This is a genomic window from Streptomyces sp. NBC_00435 (genome assembly GCF_036014235.1).
Lineage (GTDB): Bacteria > Actinomycetota > Actinomycetes > Streptomycetales > Streptomycetaceae > Streptomyces.
The window spans coordinates 1433010-1453571 of sequence record NZ_CP107924.1; the positions used below are offsets into that span (position 1 = coordinate 1433010).

At 71.2% G+C, this 20562-nt stretch carries 15 protein-coding genes and 1 rRNA gene; 7 read left to right on the plus strand and 9 right to left on the minus strand.

Features of this window, described 5'->3' with window-relative positions; translation table 11 throughout:
• Window positions 1-108: 108 nt before the first annotated feature.
• A 16S ribosomal RNA gene (locus OG389_RS06510) occupies window positions 109-1633 on the minus strand.
• 733 nt (window positions 1634-2366) lie between these two features.
• Between OG389_RS06510 and OG389_RS06515 the strand changes: the two genes are divergently transcribed.
• Entirely contained in the window at window positions 2367-2816 is a 450-nt protein-coding gene (locus OG389_RS06515) for a PTS sugar transporter subunit IIA (protein WP_328297507.1), read from the plus strand.
• 74 nt (window positions 2817-2890) lie between these two features.
• Window positions 2891-4561: a phosphoenolpyruvate--protein phosphotransferase gene (gene ptsP, locus OG389_RS06520; protein WP_328297508.1), complete on the plus strand. Its 1671-nt coding sequence runs from the start codon at window positions 2891-2893 to the stop codon at window positions 4559-4561.
• Window positions 4562-4658: 97 nt separating this feature from the next.
• Here ptsP and OG389_RS06525 read toward each other — a convergent pair whose 3' ends face one another.
• The gene (locus OG389_RS06525) at window positions 4659-5576 is read right to left on the minus strand and encodes a hypothetical protein (RefSeq protein WP_328297509.1); all 918 of its coding nucleotides are present in this window, start codon (window positions 5574-5576) and stop codon (window positions 4659-4661) included.
• 73 nt (window positions 5577-5649) lie between these two features.
• Window positions 5650-7629 carry an acetoacetate--CoA ligase gene (locus OG389_RS06530; RefSeq protein ID WP_328297510.1) on the minus strand — a complete coding sequence of 660 codons (1980 nt, stop codon included), beginning with the start codon at window positions 7627-7629 and terminating at the stop codon, window positions 5650-5652.
• Window positions 7630-7888: 259 nt separating this feature from the next.
• Between OG389_RS06530 and OG389_RS06535 the strand changes: the two genes are divergently transcribed.
• Window positions 7889-10297, plus strand: a complete 2409-nt coding sequence (locus OG389_RS06535; RefSeq protein ID WP_328297511.1) for a glycoside hydrolase family 31 protein — start codon at window positions 7889-7891, stop codon at window positions 10295-10297.
• 56 nt (window positions 10298-10353) lie between these two features.
• On the opposite strand, the gene OG389_RS06540 is transcribed toward OG389_RS06535, so the two are convergent.
• Together OG389_RS06540 and OG389_RS06545 are read right to left on the minus strand one after the other, a co-directional pair.
• Window positions 10354-12195, minus strand: a complete 1842-nt coding sequence (locus tag OG389_RS06540) for a M1 family aminopeptidase (RefSeq protein ID WP_328297512.1) — start codon at window positions 12193-12195, stop codon at window positions 10354-10356.
• 188 nt (window positions 12196-12383) lie between these two features.
• Complete coding sequence (locus OG389_RS06545) at window positions 12384-12893, minus strand: NUDIX domain-containing protein (RefSeq protein ID WP_328297513.1); 510 nt, start codon at window positions 12891-12893, stop codon at window positions 12384-12386.
• A gap of 23 nt (window positions 12894-12916) precedes the next feature.
• Here OG389_RS06545 and OG389_RS06550 point away from each other — a divergent pair, with 23 nt between their 5' ends.
• Genes OG389_RS06550 through OG389_RS06565 form a run of 4 tightly spaced genes read left to right on the plus strand, consistent with a single transcriptional unit; the run spans window position 12917 to window position 15695 of the window.
• Entirely contained in the window at window positions 12917-13618 is a 702-nt protein-coding gene (locus OG389_RS06550; RefSeq protein ID WP_443059216.1) for a M15 family metallopeptidase, read from the plus strand.
• 13 nt (window positions 13619-13631) lie between these two features.
• Window positions 13632-13970, plus strand: a complete 339-nt coding sequence (locus OG389_RS06555; protein WP_328297515.1) for a DUF962 domain-containing protein — start codon at window positions 13632-13634, stop codon at window positions 13968-13970.
• Between the two features lie 52 nt (window positions 13971-14022).
• Window positions 14023-14499, plus strand: coding sequence for a Zn-ribbon domain-containing OB-fold protein (locus OG389_RS06560; protein ID WP_443059217.1), 477 nt, complete (start codon window positions 14023-14025; stop codon window positions 14497-14499).
• A complete protein-coding gene (locus OG389_RS06565) occupies window positions 14496-15695 on the plus strand; it encodes a lipid-transfer protein (protein WP_328297517.1) in 1200 nt (399 codons plus the stop codon). The genes OG389_RS06560 and OG389_RS06565 overlap by 4 nt, the downstream gene beginning before the upstream one ends.
• A 253-nt stretch (window positions 15696-15948) precedes the next feature.
• Here the strand turns inward: OG389_RS06565 and OG389_RS06570 are convergent, their stop codons facing one another.
• The 4 genes from OG389_RS06570 to OG389_RS06585 are packed head-to-tail and all read right to left on the minus strand — an operon-like array spanning window position 15949 to window position 20407.
• A complete protein-coding gene (locus tag OG389_RS06570) occupies window positions 15949-16575 on the minus strand; it encodes a GTP-binding protein (protein WP_328297518.1) in 627 nt (208 codons plus the stop codon).
• Window positions 16556-16978, minus strand: coding sequence for a DUF742 domain-containing protein (locus OG389_RS06575; protein ID WP_328297519.1), 423 nt, complete (start codon window positions 16976-16978; stop codon window positions 16556-16558). Before OG389_RS06575 ends, OG389_RS06570 begins: the two co-directional genes overlap by 20 nt.
• A 10-nt stretch (window positions 16979-16988) precedes the next feature.
• A complete protein-coding gene (locus OG389_RS06580) occupies window positions 16989-17426 on the minus strand; it encodes a roadblock/LC7 domain-containing protein (protein WP_328297520.1) in 438 nt (145 codons plus the stop codon).
• Window positions 17423-20407 (minus strand): nitrate- and nitrite sensing domain-containing protein, encoded by a 2985-nt coding sequence (locus OG389_RS06585; protein WP_328297521.1) that lies wholly within the window; start codon window positions 20405-20407, stop codon window positions 17423-17425. Before OG389_RS06585 ends, OG389_RS06580 begins: the two co-directional genes overlap by 4 nt.
• Window positions 20408-20562 lie beyond the last annotated feature (155 nt).

The following is a 20562-nucleotide window of genomic DNA, read 5'->3' on the forward strand; positions in this document are numbered from 1 at the left end:
CGAAGCAGTACTTACAGGATGTTTTGGAAACCGTGCCAACTAATCAACGTTCCACCCATGAGCTGACCGTGCAGAACATTTGTCTGCAATCGGTACTGTGCTCCTTAGAAAGGAGGTGATCCAGCCGCACCTTCCGGTACGGCTACCTTGTTACGACTTCGTCCCAATCGCCAGTCCCACCTTCGACAGCTCCCTCCCTTACGGGTTGGGCCACCGGCTTCGGGTGTTACCGACTTTCGTGACGTGACGGGCGGTGTGTACAAGGCCCGGGAACGTATTCACCGCAGCAATGCTGATCTGCGATTACTAGCAACTCCGACTTCATGGGGTCGAGTTGCAGACCCCAATCCGAACTGAGACCGGCTTTTTGAGATTCGCTCCACCTCACGGTATCGCAGCTCATTGTACCGGCCATTGTAGCACGTGTGCAGCCCAAGACATAAGGGGCATGATGACTTGACGTCGTCCCCACCTTCCTCCGAGTTGACCCCGGCGGTCTCCTGTGAGTCCCCATCACCCCGAAGGGCATGCTGGCAACACAGGACAAGGGTTGCGCTCGTTGCGGGACTTAACCCAACATCTCACGACACGAGCTGACGACAGCCATGCACCACCTGTATACCGACCACAAGGGGGGCACTATCTCTAATGCTTTCCGGTATATGTCAAGCCTTGGTAAGGTTCTTCGCGTTGCGTCGAATTAAGCCACATGCTCCGCTGCTTGTGCGGGCCCCCGTCAATTCCTTTGAGTTTTAGCCTTGCGGCCGTACTCCCCAGGCGGGGAACTTAATGCGTTAGCTGCGGCACCGACGACGTGGAATGTCGCCAACACCTAGTTCCCAACGTTTACGGCGTGGACTACCAGGGTATCTAATCCTGTTCGCTCCCCACGCTTTCGCTCCTCAGCGTCAGTAATGGCCCAGAGATCCGCCTTCGCCACCGGTGTTCCTCCTGATATCTGCGCATTTCACCGCTACACCAGGAATTCCGATCTCCCCTACCACACTCTAGCTAGCCCGTATCGAATGCAGACCCGAGGTTAAGCCTCGGGCTTTCACATCCGACGTGACAAGCCGCCTACGAGCTCTTTACGCCCAATAATTCCGGACAACGCTTGCGCCCTACGTATTACCGCGGCTGCTGGCACGTAGTTAGCCGGCGCTTCTTCTGCAGGTACCGTCACTTTCGCTTCTTCCCTGCTGAAAGAGGTTTACAACCCGAAGGCCGTCATCCCTCACGCGGCGTCGCTGCATCAGGCTTTCGCCCATTGTGCAATATTCCCCACTGCTGCCTCCCGTAGGAGTCTGGGCCGTGTCTCAGTCCCAGTGTGGCCGGTCGCCCTCTCAGGCCGGCTACCCGTCGTCGCCTTGGTGGGCCATTACCCCACCAACAAGCTGATAGGCCGCGGGCTCATCCTTCACCGCCGGAGCTTTTAACCCCCACCCATGCAGGCAGGAGTGTTATCCGGTATTAGACCCCGTTTCCAGGGCTTGTCCCAGAGTGAAGGGCAGATTGCCCACGTGTTACTCACCCGTTCGCCACTAATCCACCCCGAAGGGCTTCATCGTTCGACTTGCATGTGTTAAGCACGCCGCCAGCGTTCGTCCTGAGCCAGGATCAAACTCTCCATGAATGTTTACCCGTAATCGGGTGCACACGCACTTAGAGCGGGACAGTCATGTCGGAATAAGACCGACCGTCCACTGCATCCTCGCTGTGTAATTGCCTGCAAGCATCACAGCCGAAGCCGCGACCCCACAGGTCTTTTTCAAAGGAACCTCATCCACCGAAATGGACGGGGTATCAACTTTTGGCGTTGATTTTTGGCACGCTGTTGAGTTCTCAAGGAACGGACGCTTCCTTTGTACTCACCCTCTCGGGCTTTCCTCTGGGCGCTTCCTTCGTTCTTGCGTTTCCGACTCTATCAGAGTCAGTCCCGCTTGTTTTCCGCCTTCCAGGTCATCCGCTTTCGCGCTTTCCCTTTCCGGCGAGTCCGACTCTATCAGTCCTTTTCCGTCTCCCTGACCACTCGCCGTTTTACCGAATAGGCATGCGGAAAGAAGTCGAGATCAAGATCAGTGAAGAAGAGGAGGATGCCCGTCCATCAGCCGTTCGCGAGATGTTCACACGAGGCGTCTTGGCGGGAGTCCCGACAGTACAGGCCCGCCGGGGCCCAAGCAAATCGATTCAGGCGTATGGTCTAGTCCACCGGTCTAGTCCACTAGTCTCCGTGCCGAAGGACCAGTCCGGTTCGGGACCAACATCGGGCGATCTCGAACATCTTGTGACTTATCCTTCTGAAGAGTACGCCGTTCGCGACAGGTAGTGACGGCGACACGAAGAAGCCCCACCCCTGGGAGGCCCCCATGACCAGCGTGACGTCCCCACTCACCGGGCGCGCCATCGGACTCGCGGCAGTGCCCGATCCGGTGTTCTCCGGCGCGATGGTGGGACCGGGCACCGCTATTGACCCCGTGCGTGAGCCCTCGGAGGCGGTGTCCCCCGTAGATGGTGTGGTCGTCTCCCTGCACCCGCACGCGTACGTAGTAGTGGACAGTGAGGGCCACGGCGTCCTCACCCACCTCGGCATCGACACTGTCCAGCTCAACGGCGAGGGCTTCGAGCTGCTCGTCAACAAGGGTGACACCGTGACCCGCGGCCAGACCGTCATCCGCTGGAACCCCGCCGCGGTCGAGGCCGCGGGCAAATCCCCCATCTGCCCCGTCGTGGCGTTGGAAGCGACTGCCAGCTCCCTCAGCGGCATTGTCGAGGACGGAGCCATCAAGGCCGGAGACTCTCTCTTCGGCTGGCAGTGACACCTCCGCCTGCTCAGGCGAACTGGACATCCAACGCGGCGGGTGGATCCGCCGCTCAATCGGAGACGGGTGAAATGGAGACAACGCTGCGAGGCGTCGGCGTGAGCCACGGTGTGGCGATCGGCGAGGTTCGGCACATGGGTACGGCGGTTCTCGAACCGCCGGCGAGGCAGATCACCGCGGACGAGGCGGAGCGCGAACAGGGGCGCGCCCGTCAGGCCGTGGAAGCTGTGTCGGCCGACCTGATCGCCCGGGGTCAGCTGGCCGGTGGCGAGGCTCAGCACGTGCTCGAGGCCCAGGCGATGATCGCCACGGACCCCGAGCTGATGGCTGACGTCGACCGGCGGATCGCCGTCGGGAGCACCGCCGAGCGCGGTGTGTACGACGCGTTCGCCGCCTACCGCGACCTGCTCGCGGGTGCCGGTGAGTACATGGCCGGCCGCGTGGCCGACCTGGACGACGTGCGCAACCGCATCGTCGCGCGCCTGCTCGGCGTGCCGATGCCGGGTGTGCCGGACAGCGACGAGCCGTACGTGCTGATCGCGCGGGACCTGGCTCCCGCCGACACCGCTCTGCTCGACCCGGCTCTGGTCCTCGGTTTCGTGACCGAGGAAGGCGGCCCGACCAGCCACAGCGCGATCCTCGCCCGGGCGCTGGGCGTGCCGGCCATCGTGGCGCTGCCGGGTGCCGGTGAGATCGCCGAGGGTACGGTCATCGCCGTCGACGGCAGCACCGGTGACCTGTTCGTCGAGCCGACCGCCGCGAAGCGGGCCGAGCTGGAGGCCGCGGCCGCCGAGCGCAAGGCCGCGCTCTCCGCTTCGTCCGGTCCGGGCGCGACGTCCGACGGGCACAAGGTGCCGCTGCTGGCCAACATCGGTGGTCCGGCGGACGTGCCGGCGGCCGTGGATGCCGGGGCCGAGGGTGTGGGCCTGTTCCGCACCGAGTTCCTCTTCCTGGACGACAGCAAGCACGCGCCGTCCGAGGAGAAGCAGATCGAGTCGTACCGCAAGGTGCTCGAAGCCTTCCCCGAGGGGCGTGTCGTCGTGCGCGTCCTGGATGCCGGCGCCGACAAGCCGCTGGACTTCCTGACCCCGGCCGACGAGCCGAACCCGGCTCTGGGTGTGCGCGGTCTGCGTTCGCTGCTCGACCACCCGGACGTGCTTCGTACGCAGCTCACCGCGCTGGCCAAGGCCGCCGAGGGTCTGCCGGTCTACCTCGAGGTCATGGCCCCGATGGTGGCCGACCGGGCCGATGCCAAGGCGTTCGCGGATGCCTGCCGCGAGGCCGGTCTGCAGGCGAAGTTCGGGGCGATGGTGGAGATCCCCTCCGCCGCGCTGCGGGCACGCTCGATCCTGCAGGAGGTCGAGTTCCTCTCGCTGGGCACCAATGACCTGGCTCAGTACGCCTTCGCCGCCGACCGTCAGGTCGGCGCCGTGTCGCGGCTGCAGGACCCGTGGCAGCCCGCGCTGCTCGACCTGATCGCCCTGTCGGCCGAGGCCGCCAAGGCCGAGGGCAAGAGCTGTGGTGTCTGTGGCGAGGCCGCCTCCGACCCGCTGCTGGCCTGTGTGCTGACGGGTCTGGGTGTCACCTCCCTTTCGATGGGTGCCGCTTCGATCCCCTACGTGCGGGCGACGCTCGCCAAGTACACCCTCGCGCAGTGCGAGCGGGCGGCTGCCGCCGCGCGTGCCACGGACAGCGCCGAGGAGGCCCGTGTGGCCGCGCAGGCGGTGCTGTCCGGCGAGTAGCCGGACGGTGTGTTTCCTGGTCGAGGGGCCTTCGCCGGTGGCGAGGGCCCCTCGGCCGTTTCCGGACGTGGGTCCGGCGGTCCGCGACCCGTTCGGGTCAGTGGTGGGGCCCCGGTTCGTCGACCTCGTACCCCGGGCAGTACTCGACGCCCGGCTCGGGAGCCACGGGGTCTCCGGTGTCGGCGTCGGTGCAGTAGGCGTTGAAGACGGCCGCCGCCGAGAGGGGCACCAGGCGGCCGCGGTCCAGGCGCCAGCCGTGGACGCGGTCCCGGTGTTCCCCGGTCGTGGTGCGCAGGACCAGTCCCCCGGGTCCGCCGAGGGCCAGGCCGGCGGCGAGGACGGTCACGAAGTCGAGGCCGTCGCGGCCGTCCACCCGAGGCGGGCCGTCCGGTCCGGCGTCGGCGTGGAGCACGGCCACGAGCTGTTCGTCCTCGGCCGGGACGCTGCACACCAGGTGGTGGTGGCCGGGGCCGGCCCGGGCCACCAGCTGCTGGAGCGCGTCGGCGGCGCGCTCGAAGGAGGTGGTCCCGATGTCCTCCCCGCAGTCCGCGCAGCCGCCCATGCCGGCCAGCAGCGAGGTGGCGTACTCCCAGGTGGCCTGCCGGACGGCCGCGTCGACGAGGAGCGGGAGCAGTTCGTCGACGGGCTGGCCGGCGTACGGCAGGACGCCGCTGCCGCCGGCGAGTTCGGCGGTGAATCGGGTGCGGGCCCCGGGGGTGTCCGGATCCAGCTCACGGTCCGCGCAGTACTCGGCGTACTCCCGCGGGTCGAAGAGGGCGACGGTGGTGTGGATGCCCTGGGCCGCGAGGGAGCGCAGCAGGCGGTCGACGTGGTCCAGGTAGTCGCGGTGGTCGTCGAAAGCGAAGCTGCGGTACCGGCGCATGGCCGCGAAGTCCCCGGCGTCGGCGAGGAGGCCGACGGTGCTGGGGACTTCGCGGCGCAGTGTGCGGTGCCTGCGGGTGCGGGCCGGGCGGCCCGCGGTGGTGCCGGTCCCGGTGTCGTTGGAGCGTGGCATGGTTCCCCCTGAGTGGCGCGATCGGTTGCTCACTCAGAGTAATCATCGCCACTGACAGTGAGGCCGGTCCCGGTCAGCCGCGGGTGCGGGCGAGCTCCTCGTAGAAGTGCAGGAGGTCGAGGTTGTCGACCGAGCCGGGGTTGACGGCCTTGGCCATGGGGGCGCCCTGGAGGAGGCGCTTGACCGGGACCTCGATGCGCTTGCCGGTGAGGGTGTGCGGGATGCCCGGCACTTCGATGATCTCGTCGGGGACGTGGCGGGGGGAGAGCTCCTCGCGGATCGTCGCCTTGATCCGGGAGCGGAGGTCCTCGTCGAGGACGGCCCCCGGCGCGAGGTGGACGAAGAGGGGCATCCAGTAGCCGCCGTTCGGCTCCTCCAACCCGATGACCAGGGACTCCTTGATCTCGGGCAGCCGCTCGACGGCCTCGTAGATGTCGGCGGAGCCCATCCGGACGCCCTGGCGGTTCAGGGTGGAGTCGGAGCGGCCGTGGATGACGACGGAGCCGTGGTCGGTGATCGTGATCCAGTCCCCGTGGCGCCAGACTCCGGGGAACATCTCGAAGTAGCTGTCGCGGTAGCGGCTGCCGTCGGGGTCGTTCCAGAAGCGGATCGGCATGGACGGCATTGGATTGGTGACGACGAGCTCGCCGACCTCGCCGGTGACGGGCTTGCCGGAGGCGTCCCAGGCCTGGAGGTCCGTGCCCAGGCAGGCGGCCTGGAGCTCGCCGATGTGGACCGGGAGGGTGGGGACTGCGCCGGCGAAGCAACTGCACACGTCGGTGCCGCCGCTGACGGAGGCGATCCACAGGTCCTCGGCCACCTCGTCGTGCAGCCAGCGGAACCCGTCGGGCGGCAGCGGGGAGCCGGTGGTGGCCACGCACTTCACGGCGGACAGGTCGAAGTCGCGGGAGGGATGGACGTCAGCCTTGCGGCAGGCCATCACGTAGGCGGCGGAGGTCCCGTAGAGAGTGGCTCCGGTCCGCTCCGCGATGCGCCACTGGGCACCGGTGTCGGGGAATCCGGGGCTGCCGTCGTAGAGCACGACGGTGGTTCCGGTGAGCAGGCCGGAGACGAGGAAGTTCCACATCATCCAGCCGGTGGAGGTGTACCAGAAGAACCGGTCCTCGGGGCCGAGGTCACAGTGCAGGCCGAGCTGCTTGAGGTGTTCCAGGAGGATGCCGCCCTGCGACTGGACGATCGCCTTGGGCAGGCCGGTGGTGCCGGAGGAGTAGAGGACCCACAGCGGGTGGTCGAAGGGGACCGGCTCGAAGACCGGCTCCGCCTCGCCGGAGGTGAGGGCCGACCACTCCAGGGCGCCCGCGGGGGCCGGCGTACCGAGGAGCGGGATGTGGACGACGGCGCGCAGCGAGGGGAGCTCGGCGCGCAGTTCGGCGACGGTGTCGCGGCGGTCGTGCTCCTTGCCGCCGTAGCGGTAGCCGTCGACGGTGAAGAGGACCACCGGTTCGACCTGCTGGAAGCGGTCCAGGACGCTGCGGGCGCCGAAGTCGGGGGCGCAGGAGGTCCAGACGGCGCCGACGGCGGCCGTGGCGAGGAGCGCGGTGACGGCCTCGGGGATGTTGGGTAGGTAGCCACTGACCCGGTCGCCGGGGCGTACGCCCAGCGCGCGCAGCTCGGCGGCGAGGGCGCCGACCTGGCGGCGGAGTTCGGCCCAGGTGACCGGGGTGGGTTCGTGGGTCTCGTCCACGTGGAGCAGCGCGGCGTCGTTGGCGCGCGCCGGGTCCTCGGCGGCCCGCAGGGCGTGCTCGGCGTAGTTGAGGGTGGCGCCGGGGAACCAGTGCGCGCCCGGCATGGAGCGGTCCGCGAGGACGGCCTCGTACGGGGTGGTGAAACGTACGTCGAACCACTCGGCGACGGCCTGCCAGAAGGTGTCCAGCTCGTCGACGGACCAGCTGTGCAGGGCCGGGTAGCCGCCGTCGGCGGGGGCGCCGTGGTGTTCGGCGGCCCAGGCCTGGAAGGCGGTGATCCGGGCCGCGGTGATCCGGTCGGGGCCGGGAGACCAGAGGGGCTCGGACGGTGTGGCTGCTGCGGTCATGGGTCGGCTCCCGGTCACGTCTGCGGCTCGCGCTTCGTGGGCGTGTCGTGTCTGTCGTCTGTGCGACGGCTGGCTGTGTCGTGTGGTGTCCGTACGGTGCCATCGCGCGCGGGGTGTGCGCACGGCGGCTCACAGGGACGATGCCATGTGATCGACATCCGCACCAGAGCCGTCATCGGCGGTCGGCTGTGATCCTTTTGAGAGTGAACGGCAGTTGAACGGCGCCTTCTGGGCCGGGTGGCGGTGACAGGGTGGGCCCATGGACGGTCGTGAGCTGATGCGTGCGGTGAAGGAGCTCGGCAGCGAGCGGGGGCGGCGCTCCTGGCGCTCGGCCTGGCGCAACCGGCGCGTGGACGCGGCGGGGCTCGCGCCCCGGGGCGCGGAGCGGGCGCGGGTGCCGGGGCTGCTGACCGGCACGGAGCCCCGGCCGGGCGGTGGCGTGCTCCGGTTCACCCGTTCGGAGCTGCTGGTACGGGTCGCCGTGGGCGGGGCGGTGTTCTGGGGCTGGGACGGGGCCGGGCCCACGCCCTCGTACGCGGTGGTGGGCGACGGGCCGGAGCCCGATCCGCGCGCCGTGCTGGAACCGGACACCGGGGGTGGCTGGCGGGTGGTGTCCGAGCGCGTGACGGTGGCGGTGTCCCGGCACGGTGCGGTGGAGGTGCGCACGCCCGGCGGCACGGTGCTGCGGCGGGAGCTGCCGCCGCGCTGGTGGGAGCCGGTGGACCGCTCCGGGGACGCGGAGGGGCCGGCAGCGGCGGAGGGGCCCGCAGAGGTCGCGGGCGCCGCGGGCCGCGGCCGGCGGGCCCGGTGGCTGCTGCGCAGCGAGGTGCCCGCGGACGCCCGGGTCTTCGGGCTGGGCGGGCGGGCGGCGGGGCCGCGGCTGAGGGACGGGAGCTACCGGCTCTGGAACACCGATCCCAAGGGCGGGTTCGGGCGGGTCGAGGACCCCCTGTACATCACCATGCCGGTGCAGCTGGTGGTCGCGGACGCGGGCACGCACCTGGTGTTCCACGACAACTCCTGGGACGGGCGGGTGGTGTTGCGGGAGGGCGAGGAGGGCGCGGGCTCCGGGGCCGACCGGCCGGGCTCCTGCGAGCTGCGCATGGAGGGCGGCCCCTTGCGGTGCTGGGTGCTGGTGGGTCCGCCGGGGCGGGTGCTGCAGGGCTGGGCCGGGCTGACGGGCGCGGCGGCCGTACCGCCGGAGTGGGCGCTCGGCTACCAGCACGCGCGATGGGGGTTCGGGAGCGCGGCGGAGGTGCGCCGGATCGTGGCCGGGTACGCCGAGCACGGGCTGCCGCTGTCGGCGGTCCATCTGGACATCGACCACTACGACGCCCACCGGGTCTTCACCGTGGACCGCGAGCGGTTCCCCGACCTGCCGGCCCTGGCACGGGAGTTGTCCGACTCCGGCATCCGGCTGGTCTCGACCGTCGACCCCGCGGTGAGGACGGGCGACCCGGTGCACACCGCGGGCCTGGCGGTCGGCGCGCACGGGGCCTTCGTGCGGGACGCGGCGGGGCACGAGGTCCGGGGCGAGGTGTGGCCGGGCGAGTGCGCCTACCCGGACTTCACCGATCCGGCCGTGCGGGAGTGGTGGGGCGGCCTGTACGCGGAGCGGCTGGCGCAGGGCTTCGCCGGGGTCTGGCACGACATGAACGAGCCGGTCTCCTTCGCCCCGTTCGGCGACCGGACGCTCCCCCGGTCGGCGCGCCACGCGCTGGAGGGGGCGGGCGGGGACCACCGGGAGGCGCACAACGTGTACGCGCTCGCGATGGCCCGGGCGGGCTGGGAGGGGCTCGTCCGGCTGCGCCCGGCCGAGCGGCCGTTCCTCTTCTCCCGCTCGGGGTGGGCGGGGATGCAGCGGTACGGGGGCACGTGGTCCGGGGACGTGGAGAGCAGCTGGGACGGGCTGCGGGCCTCGCTGGCCCTGGTACTGGGCCTCGGACTGTGCGGGGTGCCGTACTCGGGGCCGGACATCGGCGGCTTCTGGGGGTCGCCCTCCCCGGAGTTGTACCTGCGGTGGCTGCAACTGGGCTCGTACCTACCGCTGTTCCGGACCCACGCGGCGATCTGGGCCGGGCGGCGGGAGCCGTGGGAGTTCGGGCCGGAGACCACCCGGGCCGCCCGGGCCGTGCTCGCCGAACGGGAGCGGCTGCGCCCGTACTTCGTGACCCTCTCGCACCTGGCGCGACGGACCGGGGCCCCGTACGTGCGGCCGGTGTGGTGGGGGTCCCCGGAGGACCGGGCGCTGCGGGACTGCGAGGACGCGTTCCTGCTGGGCGACGCGCTGCTGGTGGCTCCGGTGCTGGAGTGCGGGTCGGACCGGCGGGCGGTGCGGCTGCCGCGCGGCCGCTGGTACGACACGGCGACGGGGACGGCGTACGAGGGCCCGGGTCAGGTGCTGCTGGACGCTCCGCCGGACCGGATCCCGGCGCTCGCGCGGGCCGGCTCGCTGCTGCCGGTGCGGGCGGCCGACGGTTCGGTGGTCCTGGAGGTGTGGGCTCCGCCGCGGGGCCGTACGGGTGGTGGGGTGGTGGTCCGCGACCCGGGGCCGGGTTTCGGGGCGGGCGAGGTGGAGCGGTACACGGTGCGGTGGGCCGGCGGGACGGTGGTGGTGGAGGACGAGGCCGGGAAGCCGGTGGACGGGGTGGTGCTGCGGGGGCTCTAGTGGAAGCACGGAACCCCGCCGGGGCCCGGGGGCTCCGGCGGGGTTCCGGTCCGGCCTCAGCCGTCGATGCGGTGCGTGGTCCAGAACGAGGTCAGGTCCGTGGTCGTGGCGGCCTGGGCGGCCGCCTTGAACTCGGCCGTCGTGGAGACTCCGTACCAGTGCGAAGTGGCGTAGTCCTTCAGGAGCTTGGCCATGGCGGTGTCACCGAGCACGCGCCGCAGGTCGTGCAGGGCGCACTTGCCGTAGCCGTAGACGACGGTGGAGTACCGGGACGAGTGGGTGTCCCAGTAGGCCATCGAGTTGCTGATCTTCTCGGCCGAGGAGGCCCACGAGACGCTGTTCCAGCAGCTCGCGCCGGTCTTGTTCTGTGCCAGGTCGGTGGCGTAGTCGGTGAACGACTCGTCCAGCCAGGGACTGGTGTACTCGTCGTCGCCGACGATGCCGTACCACCACTGGTGGGCGATCTCGTGGGTGAGGGCGGTGGTGCTGACCAGGTCGAGGACGAACCCGGGATACTCCATGCCGCCGAACCAGTAGTTGTTGTCGATCACCGCGTCCAGCTCGCCGTACGGGTAGGCCCCGAACCGGGCGGAGTGGGCGTCCACGGCGGACTTGGCGGTGGTCAGCATCGACTGGGAGTCGGACGCGCTGATGCCCGAAACGGAGTAGATGTTGACGGGCGTTCCCGCGGCCGAGGTGCCGGAGAGCTTACTGAACGGTCCCGCCGCCCACGCGAAGTCACGGACCTTGGTGGCGGTGGCCGTGGTGACCGTGCGACCGCTGGTCCCCGGGGTGTCGACCGAGGCGCCCGTGGCGGGTACCAGCAGGGAAGTGGGGTGGTCCAAGGTCACGTTGAAGTCGGAGGCGAGCGAGTAGAACGACTCGCCGTTGTTCGTGTACGGGTCGAGGTGCCAGCCCGCCGCGTCCCGGACCGCGAGCACCGGCAGGGCGTTGCCGACCATGCTGAAGGCCCCGTCGTAGCCGAAGCGGTCGGCGCCGCTGGGCACGGTGATGCCGAGGTCGAAGCCGATCGTGGCGCTCTGGCCCTGGGTCAGCGGCGCCGGCAGGTCGATCTTGAGTGCCGTGCAGTTGACGGACAGGGCGCCCGCCGTGCCGCCGGTGACGTTGCTGACCACGATGGGCATCGCGGCGCAGGTCCCGTGGTAGTTGTCCCACAGCCGCAGGTAGACCTCGCTGAGCGGACTGGCGGAGGCGTTGGTGAAGCTCGCGCTCTCGTGGCCGGTCCAGTCGGTGCCGGCCGCGTTGCTGCTGAGGTTGACGGTGTACGCCGGGGCGGCCGGGGTCCGCGTGGAGTCCCCGGGCGGGGTGGTGGTGCCGGAGATGCTGAGGGCGACGTCGTCGACGACGAAGCTCGTCTGCAGGCTGGAGTCCTCGGTGCCGGTGAAGGCGAGGGTCACCGTCTGGCCGGCGAACGCGGAGACGTCGAAGGCCTTCTGCGCGTATCCGGTGTTCTTGTCGAGGTTGGAATAGGTCGCCAGCGTCGTGCTGCCGATCTTCGCCGTCAGCTTGTCGTACTTGGTCGAGGTGGTGGTCTCGGCGGTGCCGACGTGCAGCCAGAAGCTGAGGCTGGCGCTGCTGCAGCCGGAGGGGACCGTGACGCTCTGGGTGAGGGTGTCGGTGTGCGCGCTGCCGACACCGTTCAGCCAGGCGAAGTAGGTGCCGCCGTGGGCGCTCTGGCCGGCCCGGTTGGTGATCACACTGGTCTGGGACTGGCTCCAGGGTGAAGTACCGCTTTCGAAGCCGCCGTTGGTGACCACCTGGGCGGGTGTGCAAGCGGCGGGAGCCGCAGCCGCCGAGGTGGCGGGCAGGGCGGCGGCGACCAGCGCGGCGATGGCGAACGCACTCGCGACGAGGGCCTTGTGGGGGGTGGATCTCACACGAAACTCCTTTGAGGCGGCCGGGATTGCGGCCTGCTCGGTGGCTGCCCGGCCGGCCTGGGTGCGCCGAGGGGCAGCCGCGGGGGTGACGGCTGCCGGGAAGCCTGGCAGATTTGACCGGAGCATGCCATCAGAGGCAGGTAAAGGGTTCGTTCTCCGAACAGTGCGGTCCTATAGCTGGTGTCCGCTCACGCGTAGCGCCCCGCGAACCACGCTTCGGCCACCTTCGCGTGCAGGGGGAAGGCCAGCCGCTCCGGACCGCGCAGGACGTGCCAGCCCGTGGTCTCGTCCGTCGGGATCGACGCCGGAAGGGCGGCGACCGGCCGGACGGGGAGCAGCCCGAAGACGAGCATGTGGCCGGCCGGGGAGGTGTGCGCGTCCGCGAGGGCGACCTCGGCGGCCGGCACCTGGATGCCGGTCTCCTCGCGCAGCTCGCGGACGACCGACTCGCGCCAGTCCTCGCCGAAGTCCATGAAGCCGCCGGGCAGGGCGACGCCGCCGAGCGCGGGCTCGATGGTGCGGGTGATGACCACCAGCCCGGTGCCCAGCTCGTCCTCGACGGGGAGGAGGGCCACCGCCACCGGGAGGGGGTTGCGGTAGGCGACCGCGCCGCACGCGGAACACGTACGGGGCCAGTCGGTCGAATCGAACAGCGCTCCGCAGGAGGAGCAGTGCGAGTCCTTCAGGTGGGCCGGCATGCGGTGATGGTAAGCCAAGGGGCATGCGGATGACCGTCGTTGCGGGATGGGTCGGAGTGCTGGGCGCGCTGGGAGTACTGGGAGCACCGGCCACGGATGCCCCGGCGCCGGGATTCGCGGCGCTCGCGGAGGTCGACGCGAGCATCGGGCAGGAGATGCGGTACGCCACGGCGCACAATTTCACCGGTGCGGTCGTGGACGGCTACGAGGAGCCCGTCTGCCTGCTCGCCCGGCCCGCCGCCGAGGCCCTGCGCAGGGCGCAGCGGGAGGCGCTGCGGCGCGGGTACTCGCTCCTGGTGTACGACTGCTACCGGCCGCAGCGGGCCGTCGACCGGTTCGTCCGCTGGGCCGGGGACGGGGCGGACCAGCGGACCAGGGCGGAGTTCTATCCGCGGGTCGCGAAGGACCGGCTGATCCCGGAGGGGTACATCGCCGAGAAGTCCGGACACAGCCGCGGCAGCACCGTCGACGTGACCCTGACAGGCCTCGGGCGCGGGCCCCTCGACATGGGGACCCCCTTCGACTACTTCGATCCGCTCGCGCACACCGCCAGCCCCATGGTGACGGGCCCCGCCCGCGAGCACCGGGAGCTCCTGGGGCGGCTGCTCGGCCGGCAGGGGTTCGTGAACCTGCCCGAGGAGTGGTGGCACTTCACCTACCGGCCGGAGGCGTACCCGGACCAGTACTTCGACTTTCCCGTCTCTGTCGCCTCCGTTCACCGCTGAGTACCGTGCCCGCATGACTTTCAGTTCGTACGAGGAGTTCTGGCCCTACTACGTCGCCATGCACTCCCGCGCCGCCACCCGCTGGGTCCATCTCACCGGCACCCTCACCGGCCTCGCCCTCACCGTCTACGGGCTGGCGCGCGGCCGCGGGCGCTACCTCGCCGCACTCCCGCTCATCGGGTACGGCACGGCCTGGCCCGCGCACTTCCTGATCGAGGGGAACAACCCGGCCAGCTTCGGCCATCCCGGGTGGTCGCTGCGCGGGGACGCTCAGATGATCCGGATGATGCTGGCCGGGCGGGACGCGGAGCTGGGCGAGATCGCGCGGAAGTGGCTCGCCGAGAACCGGTGACCGGGGGTGCGTTCCCGGGTGTTCCCGTGACAGACTTCTGACGGTTCGTCAGATGCCGGTTTCGGGAGGGGTCTTGGAACGCACACGTACACCCGTCGTCAGCGGGTGGTTCACCGGGGACGGGGCGGAGGGCGGCTTCCGCCTGCTCGGCACCCGGTGCTCCGCCTGCGCCGCCGTGTTCTTCCCGCGCGAGGACGCGTACTGCCGCAATCCCCGCTGCCCGGGCGGCGGCGAGCTCGCCGAGACCCCGCTCTCCCCGCGCGGGCGGGTCTGGTCCTTCACCGACGGGCGGTACCGGCCGCCCGCGCCGTACGTGTCCGACCCGGAGGCGCCCTGGAGTCCGTACACCCTGGTCGCCGTGGAGCTGGAGGCCGAGGGGATGGTCGTGCTGGGGCAGGCGGCGCCCGGGGTGACCGTCGCCGATCTGGCGGTCGGGACGGAGGTCGAGGTGATCGGCGGCGTGCTGAACGAGGACGCGGACACCACCTGGACCACCTGGCACTTCCGGCCCGTGGGGGTGAACGGATGAGCGGCACCTCCGCGGACGTGGCCGTCCTCGGGGCCGGCATGCACCCCTGGGGCAAATGGGGCCGCAGCTTCGTCGAGTACGGACGGACCGCCGCCCGGGCCGCGCTCGCCGACGCCGGGCTGCACTGGACGGACGTGCAGTCCGTCGTCGGCGCCGACACCGTGCGCTCGGGCTACCCCGGCTACGTGGCCGGTGCGACCTTCGCCCAGGCGCTGGGCTGGCAGGGCGCGCGCGTGACCAGCGTGTACGCGGCCTGCGCGTCCGGTGCCCAGGCCATCGGCGCGGCCCGGGCGCAGATCCTCGCCGGACTGGCAGACGTCGTCCTGGTGGTCGGGGCGGACGCCGCGCCCAAGGGGTTCTTCGCCCCGGCGGGCGGCAACCGGCCGGACGACCCGGACTGGCTGCGCTTCCGGGTCCTGGGGGCCACCAACCCGGCGTACTTCGCGCTGTACGCCCGCCGGCGGATGGCCCTGTACGGGGACACCGGCGAGGACTTCGCGCAGGTCAAGGTGAAGAACGCGGCGGCCGGGCTGCTGAACCCGAACGCCCGCTACCGCAAGGCCGTGACGGCCGAGGAGGTGGCCGCCTCGGCCGTCGTCGCCGATCCGCTGCGGCTGCTCGACATCTGCGCCACCTCCGACGGGGGCGCGGCGCTCGTGCTTAGCAGCATGGACTTCGCGCGCTCGCGGGGGATCGCGGACCCGGTGCGGATCCGGGCCGTGTCCACGGTGACGCCCACGTATCCGCGTACGGTCCTGGACCTCCCGGACATCGCCACCGACTCGACGACCGCGGCCGCACCCTCGCCCGGCTCCTTCCGCGCCTCGATCGCGCGGGCCGCGTACGAGGAGGCGGGGCTGGGGCCCGACGACCTCTCGCTGGCCGAGGTCTACGACCTGTCCACCGCTCTGGAACTCGAGTGGTACGAGGACATCGGCCTGTGCGGTGAGGGCGAGGGGGCCAAGCTCGTACGGGAGGGTGCGACGGCGCTGGGCGGGCGGATTCCCGTCAACACCAGTGGCGGGCTCGCATCGTTCGGGGAGGCCGTACCGGCGCAGGCCATCGCGCAGGTGTGCGAGCTGACTTGGCAGCTCCGGGGTACCGCCGGAGAACGCCAGGTGCCGGGGGCGAGGGCCGGAATCACCGCGAACCAGGGGCTGTTCGGGCACGGGTCGGCGGTCGTCGCCGTCAGGTGACGGCAGGCGTTCGCTGTCCGAACGCTTGACGGCCCCGGACGGCGGGTTCACACTCGCTCCACAGTCCCGCTCCGCGACCGGGACCCCGGAACCCCCCATGAGAGCTGCGGCCCGTACCCCAGTCGGCGGGGGTACGGGCCGCCTCCATGCGCGGGACTGCGGCGGCCGGGCCGAGTCGCGGGGTAGCGGCAGGCGTAGCGACGGCCGGGCGAAGCGGCGGGCCACGGCCCGGTGAAGGTGCGGCGTCCGGTGGCTACGCCCCCGCCGTCAGACTCCGGCGCCGGGCCCTGGCCAGGGTCATCGCGTGCTCCACGACCCCCACCAGGACGTCCTTGACCGACTCCCGGTCCCGCGCGTCGCACAGCAGCACCGGTACCTCCGGAGTGAGGTCGAGGGCCTCCCGTACGGACACCACGGGGTACTGGTCGGCGCCGTCGAAGCAGTTCACGGCGACCACGAAGGGGATCTCGCGCCGCTCGAAGTAGTCGATGGCGGCGAAGCAGTCGGCGAGCCGGCGGGTGTCGGCGAGGACGACGGCGCCGAGCGAACCCTGCGCCAGCTCGTCCCACAGGAACCAGAACCGGTCCTGTCCGGGCGTGCCGAAGAGGTACAGCACCAGGTCCTCGCGCAGCGTGATGCGCCCGAAGTCCATGGCCACGGTCGTGGTCCTCTTGCCCTCCACTCCCCCGGTGTCGTCGATGCCCAGGCCCGGCTCGGAGAGCCGTTCCTCCGTCCGGAGCGGTCTGATCTCACTGACCGCACTGACCAGGGTGGTCTTGCCCACCCCGAAACCGCCCGCGACCAGGATCTTGAGGGTCAGCGGCTCGACCGGCGTCACGGCATGCATGGCGCCGGTGCGGCTAGAGCGCCCGAAGGCCATCGATCACCTCACGCAGAATGGATTCGTCGGGCAGTTCGGCCGGGGGCACCGGCCGGGTCACGTGTACCAGTTCGTCGTCGACGAGATCGCCGATCAGGACGCGCACGACCCCGACCGCGAGATCGACATCGGCCGCGAGTTCCGCGACGGACTGCGGGCGCCGCCGGCACAGCCCGAGGATGTGGGCGTGTTCCGGGGACAGGGTCGCGTCCCAGACCGGATCGTCGGCCGCGGGTTCCGCGACCACGAGCGCGATCAGGTCGAGCCGGTGCTGGCCGGCGTGGCTGGTCCGGCCGCGGGTCATCGCGTACGGACGCACTACGGGACCCGCGTCGTCGTCGAACCACTGGCCGGCAGTGGCGTCGGGGGTGCGGGCCGGGTGGTCCTGGCCTGGATCGCTCATGCCGTCCGACTCACCCTCCGGCTGGTAGCCCGGTGCGCGGGGCGGTCGCCAGGTGGTCACCGACGCGCTTGACCATGAGGGTCATCTCGTACGCGACCTGGCCGACGTCGGAGTCGGCGTCGGCGAGCACCGCCAGGCAGCTGCCGTCGCCGGCGGCCATGACGAACAGGAACGCCTCGTCGAGCTCGACCACGGTCTGGCGGACCTTGCCGGACTCGAAGTGGCGGCCGACGCCCTTGGCGAGGCTGTGGAAGCCGGAGGCCACGGCCGCCAAGTGCTCGCCGTCCTCCCGCGTGAGGTCGTTGGAGGTGCCGGTGGGCAGGCCGTCGCCGGAGAGGACCACCGCCTTGCGGATGGATCCGACCTTGTCGACGAGCTCGTCGAGGAGCCAGTTGAGCGGGCCGGAGCCGCGGCCCCTGGTGTCGTTGCCGGACTGCGGTGCGGTCATCGACCGTCCCCTTCGTTCTCGCATCCGGGACCACTGGCGGCAGGGGTGCCGGCCTCGGTTCCGGACTGGTGCGGTGCTTGGTGCCGTGCGTCCTGCTGCGGGTTCCGCTGTGCGTCCTGTCGCGCGTCCTGCTGCGCGTGCGGTCCGGCCTGCTGCGCCTGCTGGCGCGCGTGCTGGTCGCGGCCGGCCGTCCAGCCGCGCTGGAGTGCGGACATGCGGCGGCGTACGTCGGCCGCGTCGCGGTCCGCTCCGGGGTCGGCGGCGGCTCCGGCGGGCGCGGCGGCCGGGGCGTCCTTGAGCTGGGGCGCGAGGCTGGCCTGGCGGATCCGGCGGGGCAGGGTCGTGGCCCTGACCGGGCCGGCGGGTCCCCGACCCGGTTCGGCGCCGTCCGGCACGGGGTCCGGGACCGCCGAGACGGGGCGGGGCTCCACGCGGCGGCCGTGTTCGGCGACCAGGGTCGGGGTGGGTCGGCGGCGCGGCAGTGGGACGGCTCCCTGGGCGCGCGGGCCGTCGGGGCGGCCGGAGTCCGCGCGTGCGGGCTCCAGGCGGACCGGGCCGGTGGGCGGCAGGGGCTCCCGCTCGCGGCGGTCGCGGCCCGCGTCGCGGTCGGCGAGCCGGGCGCCGGTCCGGTCGGCGGCGGGGTCGGCGGAGCGGTCGCCCTTCCAGAGTCCCGCGCGGTCGGCGGAACCGTCCACGGACCGGTCGCCCATGCGGTCGGCGGAGCGGTCGCCCTTCCAGGGCCCGCCGCGCTCGGTGTGCCGCTCCGCGTGCGGGCGGCCGGCCGGGCGCAGGCCGAGCAGGGAGCTGCGCGACGTACCGTTCGGCGGGGTCTCGTCGTCCAGGGTGGCCATGACGGGCCGCCCCTTGGCCCCGGAGACCCCGGCGGCTCCGCCGGCCCCGACGGTGCCCGCGACGCCGCTGGAGGCGTCCTCCAGGGCCGTGACGGGCTCGTCCAGCCCCAGCATGCCGACCGGGGCCTCCAGCTCCACGGGGCCGCGCAGTTCGGCGCCGGCCGGGAGCCGGCGGCCGGCGGCCGCTCCGCCGACCGCCGCGGGACGGGCGGAGCCGCCCGCGTTGCCCACCTTGCCGCCGGCCAGCCGGATGCCGGTGCCGTTGGTCTCGGGAGCCTCCGTGAGCAGGGCCGACGGGAGGAAGACCACCGCGGTGGTGCCTCCGTAGGGGCTGGTCTGCAGGCGGACCTTGACGTCGTGGCGCTGCGCGAGGCGGCAGACCACGAACAGGCCGAGGCGGTCGGTGTCGGAGAGCTCGAACTCCGAGGTCTCGCCCAGCCGGAGGTTCGCGTCGAGCAGTGCCTCGGGGGTCATGCCGAGCCCCCGGTCGTGGATCTCCAGGGTGAAGCCGTTGGCCACGCGTTCGCCGAGGACCTGGACCGCGGTGTGCGGCGGGGAGAACACGGTGGCGTTCTCCAGGAGTTCGGCGATGAGGTGGGTGACGTCGGCCACGGCCGGGCCGCCGATGCCCAGGCGCGGCAGCCGGCGTACCTCGATGCGCTCGTAGTCCTCCACCTCGGCGACGGCGGCCCGTACGACGTCCATCAGCTGGACGGGCTTGCGCCACTGGCGGGAGGGCGCGGCGCCGGAGAGGATCACCAGGCCCTCGGCGTGCCGGCGCATGCGGGTGGTCATGTGGTCGAGGCGGAAGAGGTCGGCGAGCTCCTCGGTGTCCTCGGTGCGCCGCTCCATGGTGTCGAGCAGGGTGAGCTGTCGGTGCAGCAGCACCTGGTTGCGGCGGGCCAGGTTGACGAACACCTCGGAGACGCCCCGGCGGAGCTCCGCCTGCTTGACGGCGGCCTCGACGGCCGCGCGCTGGAGGGTGTTGAGCGCCTGGCCGACCTGGCCGACCTCGTCCTTCTCGTACTCCAGGCGGGGTGCCTCGGTCTCCAGGTCCACGTGCTCGCCGGCGGCGAGGCGGCGCATGACACCGGGGAGGCGGACGCCGGAGACCTCGTGGGCCTCCTTGCGGAGCCGGGAGAGGTCGCGGATCAGCTCGCGGCCGATGCGTACGGACAGGACGAGGGAGACGATGAGGGCGATGAAGCCGAGGATCCCGGCGACGGCGGCCTGGACGAGGACGTTCATGGCGACGGGCTCGACGCGCTTCTGGTAGCGGTCGCCGGCGGCGGTGCCCATGGTGGCGAGGTCGTCGAGGACCTTGCGCGTGGCCTCGTCCCACTGGGCGGCGGTGACGTTGCGGGGGTTGTGGCTCGCCCCCTGCGCGATGAACCGTTCCTCCGCCTCGCGCATGGCACGGCTCTCGGGGTTGTTCCAGTACTGCTCGAACTGCTCCCGGTCGGCGGCCGGGAGGATCGCGAGGTTGAACTCGTAGAGCAGCTTGCGGTTGGCGGCGAAGTCGGAGACGTGCCGCACGTCGGACAGCGTGACGTTGCGGGCCGCGAGGGCTCCGGCGACGAGGGCGTCCTCGCGCGAGAGCGTCTCGCGGGCGCGGGTGACGCCGACGAGGGCTCGGCCCTGCTTGTCCATCTCCACGTTCTGGAGCGCGTGGAGGTTCATGAGGAACTCGTAGCAGGGGTCCACGAGCCGGCTGTAGAGCTCCAGCGCCTGGTTGGTGTCCAGGGAGCCCCCGTCGACGGCTCCGCGCAGCGCGCCGATGCCGTGGAAGGCTTCGAGGATGGAGTTCAGGCGCTGGGCGGCGGACGGCGTGAGCTCGTCGACCACGTCGGCGTCCCGTGCGTCGGCGGTGATCCTCTCGACCGCCTCGTCGGTGGCGGCGCGGCGCTTGACCAACTCGGCGGTGGCCGCGGAGGCCCGGGGGTCGCCGATGACCACGAGGGTCTGACGGCGCTCCTTCTGGATGACCCGGACGACGTCCTCGACGGGGTAGCCGACCTTGTCGATGACGTAGGCCACGCCTAGCAGTTGGACGGCCTGGCGGCCGGTGATCACCGTTGCGAAGCCCCAGAGGGCGGTCAGGGAGACGAGCGGCACAAGGAGCAACGCCACGATCTTCCGGCGGATGGACTTCCCGCGAAAGCGCATGGCCTCCCCAGCCTCCCCCAGCTCAACCCCGTTGTCGGGGGTTGGTGTTCCGTCATTTAAACGGCGTGAGCCTACTACTGCCACGGCGAACCTTCGAAGGCGTGTCCGGACGTTTTCGG